The organism is Sphingomonas folli (assembly GCF_019429525.1).
Classification (GTDB): domain Bacteria; phylum Pseudomonadota; class Alphaproteobacteria; order Sphingomonadales; family Sphingomonadaceae; genus Sphingomonas; species Sphingomonas folii.
The window spans coordinates 366,140-383,236 of record NZ_JAHXZL010000004.1 but is presented as its reverse complement, the minus strand read 5'-3'; the positions used below and the strand labels follow the sequence as shown (position 1 = coordinate 383,236).

Annotated in this window: 11 protein-coding genes; 5 read left to right on the top strand and 6 right to left on the bottom strand. The window is 72.2% G+C overall.

The genetic code is table 11. The features are described from left to right. Positions 1–434 precede the first annotated feature (434 nt). A complete protein-coding gene (locus KZ813_RS08690; protein WP_219754560.1) occupies positions 435–1,400 on the bottom strand; it encodes an agmatine deiminase family protein in 966 nt (321 codons plus the stop codon). A 15-nt stretch (positions 1,401–1,415) separates the two neighbouring features. Further along, positions 1,416–3,068, bottom strand: a complete 1,653-nt coding sequence (locus KZ813_RS08685) for a M28 family peptidase (protein ID WP_219754559.1) — start codon at positions 3,066–3,068, stop codon at positions 1,416–1,418. Positions 3,069–3,188: 120 nt separating this feature from the next. On the opposite strand from KZ813_RS08685, the gene KZ813_RS08680 reads away from it, so the two are divergent. Beyond that, positions 3,189–5,225: an alpha/beta hydrolase family protein gene (locus KZ813_RS08680; RefSeq protein WP_258046549.1), complete on the top strand. Its 2,037-nt coding sequence runs from the start codon at positions 3,189–3,191 to the stop codon at positions 5,223–5,225. 396 nt (positions 5,226–5,621) lie between these two features. Here KZ813_RS08680 and KZ813_RS08675 read toward each other — a convergent pair whose 3' ends face one another. Then, entirely contained in the window at positions 5,622–6,800 is a 1,179-nt protein-coding gene (locus KZ813_RS08675; protein ID WP_219754558.1) for an acetyl-CoA C-acyltransferase, read from the bottom strand. A gap of 258 nt (positions 6,801–7,058) precedes the next feature. Then, complete coding sequence (locus KZ813_RS08670; RefSeq protein ID WP_219754612.1) at positions 7,059–7,493, bottom strand: MaoC family dehydratase; 435 nt, start codon at positions 7,491–7,493, stop codon at positions 7,059–7,061. 113 nt (positions 7,494–7,606) lie between these two features. Between KZ813_RS08670 and KZ813_RS08665 the strand changes: the two genes are divergently transcribed. Beyond that, positions 7,607–10,576 carry an L-glutamate gamma-semialdehyde dehydrogenase gene (locus KZ813_RS08665; protein WP_219754557.1) on the top strand — a complete coding sequence of 990 codons (2,970 nt, stop codon included), beginning with the start codon at positions 7,607–7,609 and terminating at the stop codon, positions 10,574–10,576. A 174-nt stretch (positions 10,577–10,750) separates the two neighbouring features. Here KZ813_RS08665 and KZ813_RS08660 read toward each other — a convergent pair whose 3' ends face one another. Together KZ813_RS08660 and KZ813_RS08655 are read right to left on the bottom strand one after the other, a co-directional pair. Then, positions 10,751–11,137, bottom strand: coding sequence for a glycine zipper 2TM domain-containing protein (locus tag KZ813_RS08660; RefSeq protein WP_219754556.1), 387 nt, complete (start codon positions 11,135–11,137; stop codon positions 10,751–10,753). 68 nt (positions 11,138–11,205) lie between these two features. Further along, positions 11,206–12,486 carry a dicarboxylate/amino acid:cation symporter gene (locus KZ813_RS08655; RefSeq protein ID WP_219754555.1) on the bottom strand — a complete coding sequence of 427 codons (1,281 nt, stop codon included), beginning with the start codon at positions 12,484–12,486 and terminating at the stop codon, positions 11,206–11,208. A 177-nt stretch (positions 12,487–12,663) separates the two neighbouring features. On the opposite strand from KZ813_RS08655, the gene ptsP reads away from it, so the two are divergent. From ptsP to KZ813_RS08640, 3 genes are all read left to right on the top strand, one after another. Continuing rightward, positions 12,664–14,931 (top strand): phosphoenolpyruvate--protein phosphotransferase, encoded by a 2,268-nt coding sequence (ptsP, locus tag KZ813_RS08650; protein ID WP_219754554.1) that lies wholly within the window; start codon positions 12,664–12,666, stop codon positions 14,929–14,931. 114 nt (positions 14,932–15,045) lie between these two features. Continuing rightward, a complete protein-coding gene (locus tag KZ813_RS08645; protein ID WP_219754553.1) occupies positions 15,046–15,927 on the top strand; it encodes a helix-turn-helix domain-containing protein in 882 nt (293 codons plus the stop codon). Positions 15,928–16,217: 290 nt separating this feature from the next. Then, positions 16,218–17,096, top strand: a complete 879-nt coding sequence (locus tag KZ813_RS08640; protein WP_219754552.1) for a YbgF trimerization domain-containing protein — start codon at positions 16,218–16,220, stop codon at positions 17,094–17,096. Position 17,097: the final 1 nt, after the last annotated feature.

Sequence of the window (17,097 nt, the reverse complement as noted above, 5' to 3'; positions counted from 1 at the left end):
CAGCCCCGCCTCATCGTCAGCCCCGCCTCCACATCGTCATCGCCGCCCTCACATCGTCATCGCCACCTGCCTTCGTCATCCCCGCGGAGGCGGGGATCCAGACACGCGGACGCTCGGGCACGAGCCGGAACGTCAGCGCCTATGGATCCCCGCCTCCGCGGGGATGACGAAGGGGGGAGGCGGGATGAGGGGCGAGGGGGGCGGGATGAAGGGGGGCGGGATGAGGGACGAGGGGGGCGGGATGAAGGGAGGCGGGATGAGGGGCGGCGGGGATGAGGAGGGAGGCGCGGATGGCGCGAAAAGCGGGGATGACGACCGGGCGGGGATGACGACCGGGCGGGGATGACGAGCGGGAGGGGGCGGGCAGGGCGGGCCGCCTGGTAGCCAGCGGGACGCGGCTCCCGCCGCCTTCCGCGCGCCGCCCCGGTCCCCCTTTACGCCGGGATCTGCTGCGAGATGCAGTGGAAGCTGCCCCCGCCCGTCAGGATCGCGTCGGCGCGCAGCCCCATCACCTCGCGATCGGGGAAGAGCGCGCGGATCGCGGCGACCCCGGCCCCGTCCTGCGGCGTGCCGTAGACGGGCACCACCACCGCGGCGTTGCCGACGTAGAAGTTCATGTAGCTCGCCGGCACCACCTCCTCGTCGCGCAGCACGCGGCCGGGCGAGGGGATCTCGACCACTTCCACCCCCGCCGCGCGGGCGCGCGCCGCGGCGTCCTGGTAGACCCGCCAGTTGGGGTCATTCTCCGCGCCGACCGGCAGCGCCAGCCGGTTCGGCCCGACGAAGCGCGCGAGATTGTCGACATGGCCGTCGGTATGGTCGTTGAGCAGCCCGTCGCCGAGCCACAGCACGCGGGTATAGCCGAGGTCCGCGGCGAGGCGCCGCTCCACCACCTCCTTCGTCAGTGCGGGGTTGCGGTTGGGGTTGAGCAGGCACTGCTCGGTGGTGACCACCAGCCCGGTGCCGTCGCCGTCGATCGCGCCGCCCTCGAGCACCCAGTCGCACGGCAGCACCACCAGCCCACGCGCGCGCGCCAGCCGCGCGCCGATGTCCTCGTCGCCGGGCAGGTCGTATTTGCCGCCCCAGCCGTTGAACTGGAAGTCGCGCGCGCGCCCGTCGCCGTCGACGATCGGGGCGGTGTCGCGCAGCCAGATGTCGCCGAAGGGCTGCACCAGCACCTCGGCGAACGGCACGAGCGCGCGCGCCGCCGCGGCCGCCTCGGCGTCGGCGGCGACGAGCAGCACCTGCTCGCCGCGCCCCTCGGCGTGGACCGCGCGCGCGAAGGCGACCACCTCGTCGCGCGCCTGGTCGAGATCGTCCTGCCACAGCTCGGGGTGGCTCGGGAAACCGATCCACACCGCCTGGTGCGGTGCCCATTCGGGCAGCGGGGTACGGGGCACGTTCGTCACTCCTGTTCAGCGCGCCGCGGCGCGGCTGCGGTCGCGGATCGCGCGGAACTCGTCGCCGGCGACCCAGTTGGGCCAGGCGTCGCTCTCGGCGAGCGCGCGGCCGATCGAGTAATAGAGCTGCACGTCGCGCACCGTTCCCGCCCAGTTCCAATTGGGATCATATTCGTCCTTGGGGCCGTGGTAGCGATGCTCCTCGTAATCCTTCGCCGCCGCCGCACCCGCGGCCTTGCCGCCCGCGACGAGATCGTCGCCCGCGTCGAAGTAGATCATCGGCACGCCGCGCTTCGCCAGGCTGAAATGATCGGAGCGATAGTAGAAGCCCTTCTCCGGGGTCGGTTCGTCCGAGGCGTAGCGGCCCTGTGCCCCGAGCGCGGCATCGAGATACCAGTCGAGCTCGGACTTGCCCTTGCCGACCACCACGACGTTCTTCGCCGGGCCGGCCAGCGACAGCGCGTCCATGTTGACCCCGCCGACGGTGCGCGCCAGCGGGTAGAGCGGGTTGGCGGCGTAATATTCGGAGCCGAGCAGCCCCGATTCCTCCCCCGTCACCGCGACGAAGACCTGGCTGCGCGCCGCCGGCCCGGCCTTCGCATTGGCCTCGGCGAGCGCGACCAGCGCGGCGGTGCCGCTGGCATTGTCGATCGCGCCGTTGCAGATGTCGTCGCCGTCGGGCGCGGCCTCGCAGTGGCCGAGATGGTCCCAGTGCGCGCTGTAGAGGACATAGTCGTCGGGGCGGGTCTTGCCCGGCAGCACGCCGACCACGTTGCGCGACATGTGCTTGCGCACCGTCTCGTCGAACGAGACGGAGGCGGTGACGCCCTTCAGCGGCACGGCGCGGAAGCCCTTGCGCGAGGCTGCGGCGGCGAGCGCGTCGAAGTCGAGCGTCGCGCGCGCGAACAGCGCCTTGGCCTGGTCGTACTGGATCCAGCCGACCGCCGCGCTCTGGTCGGCATGGCCGTCGGCGGCGTCGGCGACCTGCTGCGCGCCGGTCCAGCTCGACTGGACGACGTTCCAGCCATAGGCCGCGGGCTCGGTCTGGTGGACGATGAGCGCCGCCGCGGCACCCTGCCGCGCCGCCTCCTCGAACTTGTAGGTCCAGCGGCCGTAATAGGTCATCGCTCGGCCGTTGAAGGTGCCGCCGACCGTGGGCGTGCGCCAGTCGGGGTCGTTGACGAGGATCAGCACCGTCTTGCCGCGCACGTCGATCCCGGCATAGTCGTTCCAGCCCTTCTCGGGCGCGTTGACGCCGTAGCCGACGAACACGACCGGGCTGTCCTTCACCTCCTCGCGCGGCGCGACGCGGTAGCTGCCCACCACCATCTGCGGGCCATAGCGCAGGCTGAGCGGTGCGCCCGCGCCCGTGAAGACGAGCGGCGAGACGTCATGCGCGGTCAGCTCGACCAGCGGCACGTCCTGGTACCAGCTGCCCTTGTTGCCCGGCTTCAGCCCCGCCGCGGCGAAGCGCTTGGCCAGATAGGCGACCGTCTTCTCCTCGCCCGCGCTGCCCGGCGCGCGGCCCTCATAGGCGTCCGACGATAACTCTTTCGTCACCTCTTTCAGTGTCTGCTCGGAGATCGGCGCGGTCGGCACTTTCTGCGCCGAGACGGCGCTCGCCGCGGCCAGCGCGAGCAGGGACAAAGAGGAGAGACGCAGACGCATGGACGGACTCCGGGAGGATGCCGGCGCCTTCTGCCAAGCTGGGTCACCGCTGTCCACGCGGGCCTTGCGGCGCGCGCGGCGCCGGATAGATTTGAGACGGGGAAACAGGGGGACGACGGGATGAGGGGGAAGGCGGGGGCGGCGCTGTGCGCGCTGCTCGCGGGGCTCGCGGGCCATGCCGCGATGGCGGCGCCGCTCGGGACGGACGGCGCGCCCGCGGCGACGACGCCCGCGGGAACGACACCCGCGACGAGCGACCTGGCGAGCCGCTTCGGCGCGCGCGAGCATGTCGGCCAGATCAGCCTGGCGCCGGATGGCGCGCATATCGCCTATATCAGCGCGACGCTGGGGCGCGGCAGCGCGGTGCGGCTGATCGACGTCGCCAAGCAGCGCGAGGAGATGGTCGACCTGGGCAACGGCGAGCGGCTGACGCCCTCGTCCTGTGGATGGGCCTCCTCCGCGCGGTTGATCTGCAAGTTCCACGGCGTCGCCGACTATCTCGACAAGCGGGTGGGCTTCTCGCGGCTGTTCGCCTTCGACGCGGACGGCGGCCACCCGCTGTATCTCGGCCGCAAGAGCCGGATCGGCGCGACCCGCCTCAACCAGTTCGACGGCGACGTGATCGACTGGCGCGGGGGTGACGGCTGGGTGCTGATGCAGCGCGACTTCATCCCGGAGCGGGGTGACTCGGGCTTCAACGCCAGCTCGGTGTCGCGCGACGGGCTCGGCGTCGAGCTGGTCGACAGCAGCACGGGCAAGGCGCAGCTGATCGAGCGGCCGGTGTCCGACGCCGAGGATTGGCTCGCCGACGGCCAGGGTCATATCCGCGTCCGCGAGACGATGCCGCGGCGCGAGGACGGCGAGCTCAAGGGCGACACGGTCTACAGCTATCGCCCGACCGGCCAGACCGCGTGGAAGCCGTTCAGCACCGCCCGCCAGGACGGGCCGAGCGTGCTCGAGCCGCTCGCGGTGGACGGCACGCGCGACATGGCCTTCGCGACCCAGCGGCTCGACGGGCGGCTCGCGCTGTACAGCGTCGCGCTCGACGGATCGATGAAGGCCAGCCTGGTGTGGAGCAATCCCGAGGTCGATGTCGGCGGCATCGCGCGGATCGGCCGGCACGGCCGCGTCATCGGCGCCACGTACGTGACCGATCGCCGCCAGACCGATTATTTCGACCCGGAATACAAGACGCTCGCGGCCAAGCTGGCGAAGGCGCTGCCGAAAGCGCCGCTGATCGGCCTGGTCGGTGCCACCGCGGACGAGAGCCGGCTGCTGGTCTATGCCGGCAGCGACGTCGATCCCGGCATGTACTATCTCTACACCAAGGCCAGGCGCACGCTCGACCCGCTGATCGCGGCGCGGCCCGAGCTGGAGGGCGTGCCGCTCGGGCAGATGACGTCGGTCAAGTTCCCCGCGGCGGACGGCACGATGGTGCCCGGCTATCTCACGCTGCCGCCCGGCGGCGCGACCAAGGGGCTGCGCGCGATCGTGATGCCGCACGGCGGGCCGGCCTATCGCGACGAATGGGGCTTCGACTGGCTCGTCCAGTTCTTCGCCGCGTCGGGCTATGCGGTGCTGCAGCCGCAGTTCCGCGGCTCGACCGGCTACGGCGACGCCTGGTTCGCCAACAACGGCTTCCGCTCGTGGGAGCTGGCGATCGGCGACGTCAGCGACGCCGGCCGCTGGCTGGTCAAGCAGGGGATCGCCGATCCGGCCAAGCTCGGCATCGTCGGCTGGTCCTACGGCGGCTATGCCGCGTTGCAGAGCAACGTCGTCGACCCCGACCTGTTCAAGGCGGTGGTGGCGATCGCGCCGGTGACCGACCTCGGCCGCACCAAGCAGGAGGCCGAGGGCTTCAGCAACCGCGCCATGGTGGAGCGTCAGATCGGCTCGGGCGAGAATATCGGCAAGGGCTCGCCCGCGCGCCACGCCGACCGCTTCAAGGCGCCCGTGCTGCTGTTCCACGGCGACCGCGACCTCAACGTCGGGGTCGGCCAGTCGCGGCTGATGGACAAGAGGCTGCGCGGCGCCGGCAAGGCCTCGACGCTGGTGGTGTTCGAGGGGCTCGATCACCAGCTCGACGACGAGCGCGCGCGCGCCGAGATGCTGCGCCAGAGCGACGCCTTCCTGCGCGCGGCCTTCGCGGGCAAGTGACGGAGGGCGGGGGCTTTTTATTCTCCTGTGATGGTCGGTCCAGCTGACCCTCCGCCATCGCGATACCACCCGGGCGCCCGCCGGGGTCCGGTTGGGCGACGCGTGATGAATGACAAACAACGCTCTCCCACCTGGGCCCCGGCGTGCGCCGGGGTGGTTCACTCCTCTTCGCCGAGGCCCGGTGCCGCGAAGGTCGCTCCGCGGCTCCCGACCTCACGTGCGCACCGCGTCAGAGTCTGATCCATCTGGTGTGAACCACTGGGTGCTCCTGCGGACGCAGGAGCCCAGAGCCACGAGCGTCACCGCTGCGGCCCTGTGCTTCGGCGTTCGCCGGAGCACGGATCGATGGAGGTGGAGCAGATTCTAGCGCTCAGAGGTCGGGAACGTGCGGCCCCCTCACAGCACCTCGAACAGCCCCGCCGCGCCCATGCCGCCGCCGACGCACATCGTCACGACGACATATCTCGCGCCGCGGCGCTTGCCCTCGATCAGCGCGTGGCCGGTCATTCGCGCGCCCGACATGCCATAGGGATGGCCGATCGAGATCGCGCCGCCGTTCACGTTGAGCAGCTCGTCGGGGATGCCGAGCGTGTCGCGGCAGTAGAGCACCTGCACCGCGAACGCCTCGTTGAGCTCCCACAGGCCGATGTCGTCCATCGTCAGCCCGTTCTTCTCGAGCAGCTTGGGAACCGCATAGACCGGGCCGATCCCCATCTCGTCGGGCGCGGTGCCCTGCACCGCCATGCCGACGTAGCGGCCGAGCGGGGTGAGCCCGCGCCGCTCGGCGAGCCGCTCCTCCATCAGCACGCTGGCCGAGGCGCCGTCCGACAGCTGCGAGGCGTTGCCCGCGGTGACGTGGCGGTCGGGGCCGACCACCGGCTTGAGCGCGCGCAGCCCCTCGATCGTGGTGTCGGCGCGATTGCCCTCGTCGCGCGCCAGCGTCACCTCCTCGTGGCTGACCGCCTTGGTCTCCTTGTCGACATGGGCCTTGGTGGCGGTGACCGCGACGATCTCGTCGTCGAACTTGCCCGCCGCCTGCGCCGCCGCGGTGCGCCGCTGCGACTGGAGCGCGTACTGGTCCTGCGCCTCGCGATCCACGCCGTAGCGGTCGGCGACGATCTCGGCGGTCTGGAGCATCGGCATGTAGATGTCGCGGTGCATCGCCAGCAGCTCGGGGTCGGGCGCGACGCGCATCGCGGGGGTCTGAACCAGGCTGATGCTCTCGACCCCGCCGCCGATCGTCACGTCCATCCCGTCGACGACGATCTGCTTGGCCGCGATGGCGATCGCCATCAGCCCGCTGGCGCACTGGCGGTCGACCGACATGCCCGGCACGCTGGTCGGCAGGCCGGCGCGCAGCAGGCTGGTGCGCGCGATATTGCTCGCCTGATGTCCCTGCTGGAGCGCGGCGCCGAGGACGACGTCCTCGATCTCGGCGCGGTCGACCCCGGCGCGCTCGACGGCGGCGGCGATGGCGTGGTGGGCCAGCGTCGGCGAGGGCGTGTCATTGAACGCGCCGCGATAGGCGCGGCCGATCGGCGTGCGCGCGGTGGAGACGATGACGGCGGAGCGCATAAGAGGAGTCCTTCGGTGAGGGTCAGGGGAGGAGGTGCGAGCCGGAGGATCGGGTCGGCCCGAGCGCGCGGTCCGGGACGCCTCTTTCACTAGCTGCCGTCATCCCGGACTTGATCCGGGATCCACCCGTCCGCGAACCAAGCGGCGGATGAGCGCGCGGCACAGTGGATCCCGGGCCAAGTCCGGGAGGACGAAGGGGAGAGGGTGGCGTTGCTCGCGAACGGCCCGACTCGACACGACCGGCACGCCGCTCACCCCTCACACGAACACCTGCGTGATCCACTCCGCGACCATCGCGGGCTTGTCCTGCCCCTCGATCTCCACGGTCGTGGCGGTGGTGTACTGATAGACCCCCGGCCGCTTCTCGGCGAAATCGGCCAGCACCGAGCGCGCGCGTACTCGCGACCCTGACGGCACCGGCGCGAGGAAGCGCACCTTGTTGCCCCCGTAATTCACCCCCATCGTGACGCCGTCGAGCCGCGGCGCGTCGGGGGTGCGCGCCGCCAGCAGCGGCAGCAGCGACAGGGTGAGGAAACCGTGCGCGATCGTCGTGCCGAAGGGCGTCCGCGCCGCGCGCTCGGGGTCGACGTGGATGAACTGGTGGTCGCCCGTCGCCTCGGCGAAGCGGTCGATCATCGCCTGGGTCACCTCGACCCAGTCGGAGACGCTCTCGCGCCCGACCGCCTGGCTCATCTCCTCGGCCGTCACCGCGATTCCCCTCCGCCATGCGACGCGCTACAGCGCGCGCATCTGTCTAGGCGCGGCGCCGCCGTGCCCGCAAGACACAACGAACCGAAAGCACGAAGATGGCCGCTGCCGTACCGTCATCCACTCTCGCCCAGCTCCGCGCGCTCCACCGCGCCAGCGAACCCGATGTTCTAAAGCCGCTGCTGGAGCGCGCCGCGGCGGGGGCCGACTCGCGCGCTCGCATCGTCGACACCGCCTCGGGGCTGCTCGCCGACCTGCGCGCGGCGCAGGCGCGCGGCTGGGTCAACCAGTTCCTCCAGGAATATCGCCTCAACTCGTCCGAGGGCGTCGCACTGCTCAGCCTGGCCGAGGCGTTCCTGCGCGTGCCCGATCCCGAGACCGCCGACCTGCTGATCGCCGACAAGCTGGGCGACGCCGACTGGCGCGCGCATGCCGGCCAGTCCAACTCGCGGCTGGTCAACACCGCCACCTGGGGTCTGGTGGTCGGCCGCGCGCTGGTGGGCGAGGGCGAGACCGGGCCGCTCAAGCGGCTGCTGAGCCGCGCCGGCGAGCCGTTCGTGCGCCAGGCGGTGGGCGCGGCGATGCGGATGATGGGCGAGATCTTCGTGATGGGCCGCACCATCGACGAGGCGATGAAGCGGATGCGCCGTCCCGATCACCGCGGCTTCACCGCCAGCTTCGACATGCTCGGCGAGGCGGCGCGCACCAGCGCCGACGCCGAGCGCTACTTCCAGGCCTATGTCGACGCGATCGACGCGGTCGGCAGCGACCCGCGCGCGGGCCACTCGGTCTCGGTCAAGCTCTCCGCGCTCCACCCGCGCTACGAGGTGGCGCGCTGGGACGAGTGCGTCCCCGCGCTGACCGAGATGCTCGAGGCGCTCGCGCTCCAGGCGGCGGCGCGCGGCATCGCGCTCACCGTCGACGCGGAGGAGAGCGAGCGGCTGGAGATGAGCCTCGACATCATCGGCGCCGTGGCTGCCCTGCCGCGCCTGCGCGACTGGGACGGGTTCGGCATGGCGGTGCAGGCCTATGGCAAGCGCGCGCGCCCGGTCGTCGCCTGGGCCGGCTCGCTCGGGCGGCTGATGAACGTCCGGCTCGTGAAGGGCGCCTATTGGGACAGCGAGATCAAGCGCACCCAGGTCGAGGGGCTCGACGACTACCCGCTGTTCACGCGCAAGGCCGCGACCGACGTGAGCTACCTGGCGGTGGCGCGCGACATGCTCGACGCGCGCCACATCCGCCCCGCCTTCGCCAGCCACAACGCGCTGACGGTGGCGACGATCGTCGAGTGGGCGGGCAACGGGCGCGAGTTCGAGTTCCAGCGGCTCCATGGCATGGGCGACGGCCTGTACGAGCGGCTGGTGCGCGACCAGGGCTATCACTGCCGCATCTACGCGCCGGTCGGCGGCCACCGCGACCTGCTCGCCTATCTGGTCCGCCGGCTGCTCGAGAACGGCGCCAACTCCAGCTTCGTCCACCAGCTCGCCGACGCTCGGCTGAGCGAGGCCGACATCCTCGCCGACCCGGTCGCCAAGATCGCCGCGGTCGGTGGCTCGCGCCACCCGAGTATCCCGCTGCCAGTCGAGCTGTTCGGCGCCGAGCGGCGCAACTCGCGCGGGCTCGATCTCGGCGACCGCGTCGTGCTGGAGGACACGCGCGCCGCGGTGAACCGGCCGATGACCGAGCCGGTCCCTGCGCCGGCAGCGGACGTCGCCGCCGCGGTGGCGCGCGCGCGCGCGGCCTTCCCGGCGTGGCAGACGACGCCGGTGGCGGCGCGCGCCGCCTGCCTCGACCGGCTCGCCGATCTGCTGGAGCGCGACCGCGACCGGCTGATGGCGATCTGCGTGCAGGAGGCGTTCAAGACCATCCCGGACGCGATCGGCGAGGTGCGCGAGGCCGCCGATTTCTGCCGCTATTACGCGGCGCGGGCGCGCGCCACGCTCGGTTCGGTCGAGCTGCCCGGGCCGACCGGCGAGCGCAACACGCTCCATCTGGAGGGGCGCGGCGTCTGGGCGACGATCGCGCCGTGGAACTTCCCGCTCGCGATCTTCCTCGGCCAGACCGTCGCCGCGCTGGTGACCGGCAACACCGTGGTCGCCAAGCCCGCGCCGCAGACGCCGCGGATCGCCGCCGCGGCGGTGGCGCTGGCGCATGAGGCGGGGGTGCCGCGCGACGCGCTCGTGCTCGTGCCGGGTGGGCCCGAGGTGGGCGCCGCGCTGGTGGGCGACTCGCGCGTGCAGGGCGTCGCCTTCACCGGCTCGACCGCGACCGCGCGCTCGATCGCGCGCGCGCTGCTCGCGGACGACGATCGCCCGATCGTGCCGCTGATCGCCGAGACCGGCGGGATCAACGCGATGATCGTCGACTCGACCGCGCTGCCCGAGCAGGTCGTCGCCGACGTGGTCACCAGCGCGTTCCGCTCGGCCGGGCAGCGCTGCTCGGCGCTGCGGCTGCTGCTGGTGCAGGAGGATATCGCCGAGGGGCTGATCGAGATGCTCGCGGGCGCGATGGACCTGCTGACGCTCGGCGACGCGGGCGACCCGCGCACCGACGTCGGCCCGGTGATCGACCGCGCCGCCTACGATCGGCTGATGGCGTATCGCGAGCAGGCGCGCGCGCGCTGGGTGAAGACGGTGGGGGCGCCCGCGGACGGGCTGTTCGTGCCGCCGACGCTGATCCGGCTCGACTCGGTCGAGTCGCTCGACCGCGAGTGGTTCGGGCCGCTGCTCCACGTCGCGACGTGGAAGGCGGGCGCGCTGGAGGAGACGATCGCGCGCGTCAACGCCAAGGGCTACGGGCTGACGATGGGGCTGCACAGCCGCATCGCGCGCGCGGCCGAGGTGACCGAGGCCGCGGCGGCGGTGGGCAACCTCTACATCAACCGCTCGATGATCGGCGCGGTGGTGGGGTCGCAGCCGTTCGGCGGCGAGGGGCTGTCGGGGACGGGGCCCAAGGCGGGCGGCCCGCTGTACCTCTATCGCTTCTGCGCCGAGCGCGCGGTGTCGGTGGACACGACCAGCGCGGGCGGCAACGCCACGCTGCTGAGTTTGGAAGAGGGCGGGATCTGAGGGCAAGCGATAGCGCGCGATCAGGGCGCTTAGGGGAGCCTTAAGATAAACGAGCCCCTCCTTTTCAGGGGAGGGGTTGGGGAGGGGCGTCTCCGCGGACGCCGCCCCCGTGGGAGCGCCCCACCCCCGCCCCCCCCCCCCGAAGGCGAGGGGTCGGGGATGGACCTCGTCACCTCAGCGGCACTTCACCTTGCCGCGATCGATCGAGCGACCCAGCAGCGCGCCGCCGCCCGCGCCCAGCAGCGTGCCGAGCGTGCCGCCGCCGACCAGGTTGCCCAGCACGCCGCCGCCGACGCCGCCGATCACCAGGCCGGTGGTGCCGTCGTTGCGCTTGCAATAGGCGCGGCCGTCGCGGCCGCGGTAGATCTGGTCGTCGCGGCCGAGCGCGCGCTCGCGCCGGCTGCTGCCGCGGCGATAGTCGCGCGAGGGCTCCCAGTCCTTGTCGTCGCCGTGCCAGCGATAGTCGCGGTCACGGTCGCTGCGCTGCGCCTGGGCGGCGGGCGCGAGCATCGGGGTGGTGGCGGTGGCGAGCGCCAGCGCGGCGAGCAGGGCCTTGTTCATGGCATGTGTCTCCTTCTGTCGCCCACGAACGTCGCAGGCGATCAGGAGTTCACTTCGCGCCGGCGCGATCATGCCGGCACCGTATCGTGGCGGGGCAGCGGCGCCATCGTGCCCTCGGGCGCGAGCATGTTCTCGCGCTTGGCCACGATCAGCGGGACCAGCAGCTGCCCCGCGACGTTCACCGCGGTGCGTCCCATGTCGATGATCGGGTCGATCGCCAGCAACAGCCCGGCGCCCTCGAGCGGCAGGCCGAGCGTGGTGAGCGTCAGCGTCAGCATCACCAGCGCGCCGGTCAGCCCCGCGGTCGCCGCCGAGCCGATCACCGAGACCAGGACGACCAGCACATAGTCCGAGGCGTGCAGCGCGATGCCGTAATATTGCGCGACGAACAGCGCCGCCACCGCCGGGTATATCGCGGCGCAGCCGTCCATCTTGGTGGTCGCGGCGAAAGGCACCGCGAAGGCGGCATAGTCGCGCGGCACGCCCGCGCGCTCGGCCGCATCCTCGGTGACGGGCAACGTCGCGATCGACGAGCGCGACACGAAGCCGAGCTGGATCGCGGGCCAGGCGGTGGCGAAGAAGCGCGGCACCGACAGCCGGTTGAGCGCGAGCAGCGCGGGGTAGACGAGGAACAGCACCAGCGCGAGCCCGAGGTACACCGCGCCCGCGAAGCTGCCGAGCGCGGCGAGCGAGGACCAACCGTAGCGCACGATCGCGGTGCCGATCAGCCCGGCGGTGCCGATCGGGGTGAGCTTCACCACCCAGCGCAGCAGCCGACGGAAGATCGCGAGCAGCGAGGCGTTGGTGGCGAGGAAGGCGCTGCCGGCCTCGCCGACGTTGACCGCCGCCGCGCCGACCGCGATCGCGACGACGATCAGCTGGAGCACGTTGAACGACAGCTTGGTGGCGGCACCGCCCTCGGCCAGCTTGGTGCTCGCCTCCAGGCCGAGGACGTTGCCCGGGATCAGCCCGCGCAGGAAGTCGAGCCACGAGCCGGTGGTGGCGGGCAGCGCCGCTGCGGACGGGTCGACCCCGCTGCGCAGGCCCGGCTCGAGCAGGGTGCCGAGCGTGAGCCCGATCGTCACCGCGATCAGCGCGGTGACGGCGAACCACAGCAGCGTCTGCCCGACCAGCCGCGCCGCGTTGCCGAGGTCGCGCAGCGCCGCGATCGACGCGACGATGGCGGTGAACACCAGCGGCACCACCAGCGCCTTGAGCAATTGCACGAAACTCTCGCCGGTGAGGCGCAGTGCCTCGGCGAGCGCGGGCAGGTCACGCGCCGCGAAGCCGAGCGCGACGCCGATCGCCATGCCGGCGAACACCTGCACGGTGAAGGAGGGGGTCTTCATCGCCCGGAGGTGCGATCCCGCGCCGCGCTTCGCCAGCAACTTTCCGTTTCAATCGGCCGAGCGGGCCTTTCGTCGCGTCGTTCGCGACGGAGCCGCGGTGGGTGGCCGCGGCTCGCCGCGCCGCACCCAAGAAAATGCTGCGTGGCACCCAGGCCGCCGGTCTGTTAGCCCCTCGGCATGCCCGTGTCTGCCGCCCGTTCCGCCCGCGAGATCCTGGTCAACCTGCACGACGTGATGGCGGCGCGCTCCAACGCGCAGGCCAAGCTCAACTCGGTGGTCGAGATCATCGGCGAGGCGCTCGACAGCGAGGTGTGCTCGATCTACCTGCTGCGCGAGGGCGTGCTCGAGCTGTTCGCCACGCGCGGGCTGGCGCCCGAGGCGGTGCACGTCACCAAGCTGGCGCTGGGCGAGGGGCTGGTCGGCACGATCGCGCAGCACAACGAGGTGCTCAACCTCGACGAGGCCACGAGCCACCCCGATTTCGCCTATAAGCCCGAGACCGGCGAGGACCGCTATCACAGTTTCGCCGGCGTCCCGATCATCCGGCGCGAGCGCGCGGTGGGCGTCCTCGCGGTGCAGCACGCCGACCCGCGCAAGTACGAGGACGTCGAGATCGAGGCGCTGCAGACGGTGGCGATGGTGCTGTCCGAGCTGATCGCCAACGCCGGGCTGATCGACCAGGGCGGGCCGAGCGATCGCCCGCAGTCGACCGGCTCGACCCGGATCGGCGGGCAGAAGCTGGTCGACGGCATGGCGGTGGGCTGCGCGGTGTTCCACCAGCCGCGCATCCATATCGAGCATACCGTGGCGGAGGACACCGAGGCCGAGCGCCACCGCGTCTACGCCGCCTTCGACAAGATGCGCGAGCAGATCGACCGCATCGCGCGCGAGGCCGAGTTCGGCGTCGGCGACGAGCATCAGGAGGTGATCGCCACCTACAAGATGTTCGCCTACGACGAGGGCTGGGCGCGCCGCATCAACGAGGCGATCGACAGCGGCCTCACCGCGGAGGCCGCGATCGAGCGCGTGCAGCAGCGCACCCGCCAGCGCATGCGCGAGATCGACGATCCCCTGCTCGCCGACCGCATGCACGACCTGGAGGACCTCTCCAACCGGCTGCTCCGCATCGTCTCGGGCCAGATGGGGACGGCGGCGCAGCTGGGGCTGCGGCAGGACACGATCCTGATCGCGCGCAACCTCGGGCCGGCCGAGCTGCTCGAGTACGACCGGCGCCGGCTCAAGGGCGTGGTGCTGGAGGAGGGCTCGCTCACCGCGCACGTCACGATCGTCGCGCGCGCGATGGGCGTGCCGGTGCTCGGCCGCGTGCGCGACGTGCGGCGGCTGATCGCCGAGGGCGACGCGCTGCTGCTCGACGTCACCGAGGGAACGCTGACCGTGCGCCCGACCGCGGCGATGGAGGAGGCGTTCGAGGCCAAGGTCGCGGCGCGGCAGAAGCGCAAGGCGGCCTATGCCGCGCTGCGTGACCTCGCCCCCGAGACGCGCGACGGCCATCGCGTGACGGTGATGGTCAACGCCGGGCTGCGCGACGACGTGGCCGTGCTCGACCTGACGGGCGCGGACGGGATCGGTCTGTTCCGCACCGAGTTCCAGTTCCTCGTCTCGGCGACGCTGCCGCAGCGCGAGCGGCAGCAGCGGCTGTACCGCGAGGTGCTCGACGCCTCGGGGTCGCGCCCGGTGATCTTCCGCACCGTCGACATCGGCGGCGACAAGGCGCTGCCCTATCTGACCCACACCGGCGAGGAGGAGAATCCGGCGATGGGCTGGCGCGCGCTGCGGCTGGCGCTGGAGCGCGACGGGCTGATGAAGGCGCAGGCGCGCGCGCTGCTCGAGGCCGGCGCCGGCCGGACGCTCAACGTGATGTTCCCGATGGTGTCGGAGCCGTGGGAGTTCGACGAGGCCAAGGCGCTGTTCGAGGCGCAGCGCGCCTTCCTCCACCAGCGCAACAAGCGCCTGCCGCTGGAGGTGCGCTACGGCGCGATGCTGGAGGTGCCCGCGCTCGCCTATCAGCTCGACATCCTGCTGCCCAACGTCGATTTCCTCTCCATCGGCACCAACGATCTCACGCAGTTCCTCTTCGCCGCCGACCGCGCCAACCCCAAATTGGCCGACCGCTACGACTGGCTGTCGAGCTCGATCCTGCGCTTCCTGCGCCGCGTGATCGTGCCCGCGCGCGAGGCGGGCGTGCCGGTGGCGGTGTGCGGCGAGATGGGCGGGCGGCCGCTCGAGGCCATGGCGCTGATCGGCATCGGCCTCGATCGCCTGTCGATCACGCCCGCGGCGGTCGGGCCGGTGAAGGCGATGATCCGCACGCTCGATCGCGCCGCGCTGACCGCGTACATGGACGAGCTGCTGGTGCACCCGCCGCGCGACATGCGCGGCGCGCTCGCGGCCTGGGCGACCGAGCACGGGGTCGAGCTGGCGTGAGGCCGCGACGAACCGAGTCGGATCGTGTGAAGCCCCTCTGTTGACACTGTTGCTCGTGTTTGAAACACGAACGCACGCCCGCATGATCGCTGCGGGCGCGGGGCGGAGAGAAGAATGAGCGACGGCGAGCTACCCGCACAGGCACCGATGCCCGGCTCGATCGGGGCGCGGCTGCGCGCGGCGCGCGAGGCGCAGGGTCTGTCGCTCGCCGAGGTCGCGGCGCGCACGCGCGTGACGCAGCGCTTCCTCGAGGCGCTCGAGATGGACCGGCTCGACCTGCTGCCCTCGCCGACCTACGCGTCGGGCTTCGCGCGCGCCTACGCCCGCGCGGTCGGGCTTGACCAGGCCGACGTCGGTCGCGCCATCCGCGGCGAGCTCGCGCGCGGCGCGATGCCGCTGCGCCAGCATCATATCGAGGAGATCGCCGACCCGTCGCGCGCGCCGTCGCGCGGGCTGGTGATCGTCGCCGCCGGCTTGGCGCTGGCGGTGCTGGTGCTGGGCGTGCTGTGGCTCTCCACCGGCATGTTCCGCGGCACGACCGAGCAGGCCCCCGAGGCGACGCCGAGCGCGCAGGTCGCCTCCAGCAAGGAGGTGCCGCCGCCCGCGCCGACCCCCGCCGCCGCCGGCAAGGTGGTGCTGACCGCGCGCACGGAGGTGTGGATGCGCGTGTACGACGGCGCCAAGCAGCGACTGTTCGAGGGCACGATGAAGCCGGGCCAGGCGTTCGAGGTGCCCGCCGGCACCGACCGGCCGATGATCAACGTCGGCCGCCCCGACCAGCTCACCGTGACGGTCGACGGCCGCGAGGTCGCGCCGCTGGGCGACGGCAAGCGCGCGATCAGGGACGTCGGCATCAGCGCCGAGGCGCTCGCCGCGCGCGGCCTGCCCGCGCCGACCCCGAGCGCGAGCGCGCCGCCGGCGGCGACCGCATCGAACGCGGCGACGGCGCCGGGCGACGCGGGCCAGCTCGCGGCCTTCCGCGACGTGGCGCGGTGACGGCAGCGGGCTCACTCTGGCGCGTGGGTGACGTGACGGGGACGGGGTGCAGCCCCGCCGCCCGTTCGTCACGCCGCACTCGATCCGGGGAGCGCGCGCACCGGGACGGCGGCGCTCGCGGACGGATCGATCCCGGAGCACGCCCGGGATGACGGTGGGACGGTCGCGATGGATATGCGTTATGGGAGCGTGGGCCGTCGCGCCAGGGACCTGACCGCGCCGCGCTTCAGCCTGGCGACAGCTCTTTTCTATAGAGAGGTGCGGAAGGTGCGCACCGGGGACGACACATGATGACCAAGTGGATGGTGGGGAGCGCGCTGGCGCTGGTGGTGGCGGGATCGGCCGCGGCGCCGGCGGCGGCGCAGATCGAGGGCCGCGTCGGCAAGCTCGAGGCGGAGATGCGCGCGGTGCAGCGCAAGGTGTTCCCCGGCGGCGCGGGCGCGATGGTGGAGCCGCAGATCGCGCCCCCGACCGCGCCCGTCGACGCCGCGGGCGTGCCCGCGACCAGCGCGCTCACCGACATCACCGCGCGGGTCACCTCGCTCGAGCAGCAGATGGCGAGCATGACCGGGCAGATCGAGCAGACCCAGTACAAGCTGCGCCAGCTCGAGCAGCAGTTCGAGGACTATCGCAAGGCCACCGACGCCAAGCTGACCCAGCCGGTCGCGCCCGCGCCGGTGCCGGGCGCGGACGCCGCGGGCGGGCCCGACGTGACCGTGCCGCAGGCCCCCGAGCCCGTGGGCGGCGCGGCGGCGGCGAGCGCTGCCCCGAGCAGCGGCGACCCGGCCGAGGACGGCTATCTCGCCGGCTATCGCCTGTGGCAGGCGCGCGACTATCCCGCCGCCGAGGTGCAGCTCAAGAAGGTGGTCGCCACGTATCCCAAGCACCGCCGCGCCAGCTTCGCGCAGAACCTGCTCGGCCGGTCCTATCTCGACGAGGGCAAGCCGAGCCTGGCCTCGATCGCCTTCTACGACAATTACAAGAAGTTCCCCGACGGCGAGCGCGCCCCCGACAGCCTCTATTATCTCGGTACCGCGCTGCTGAAGCTCGACAAGCCCGACGACGCCTGCAAGGTCTACGGCGAGCTGACCGACGTCTATGGCGGCAAGATCTCGCCCGGGCTCAAGGCCGATGTCGCCAAGGCGCGCACGGCCGCCAAGTGCAAGTGAG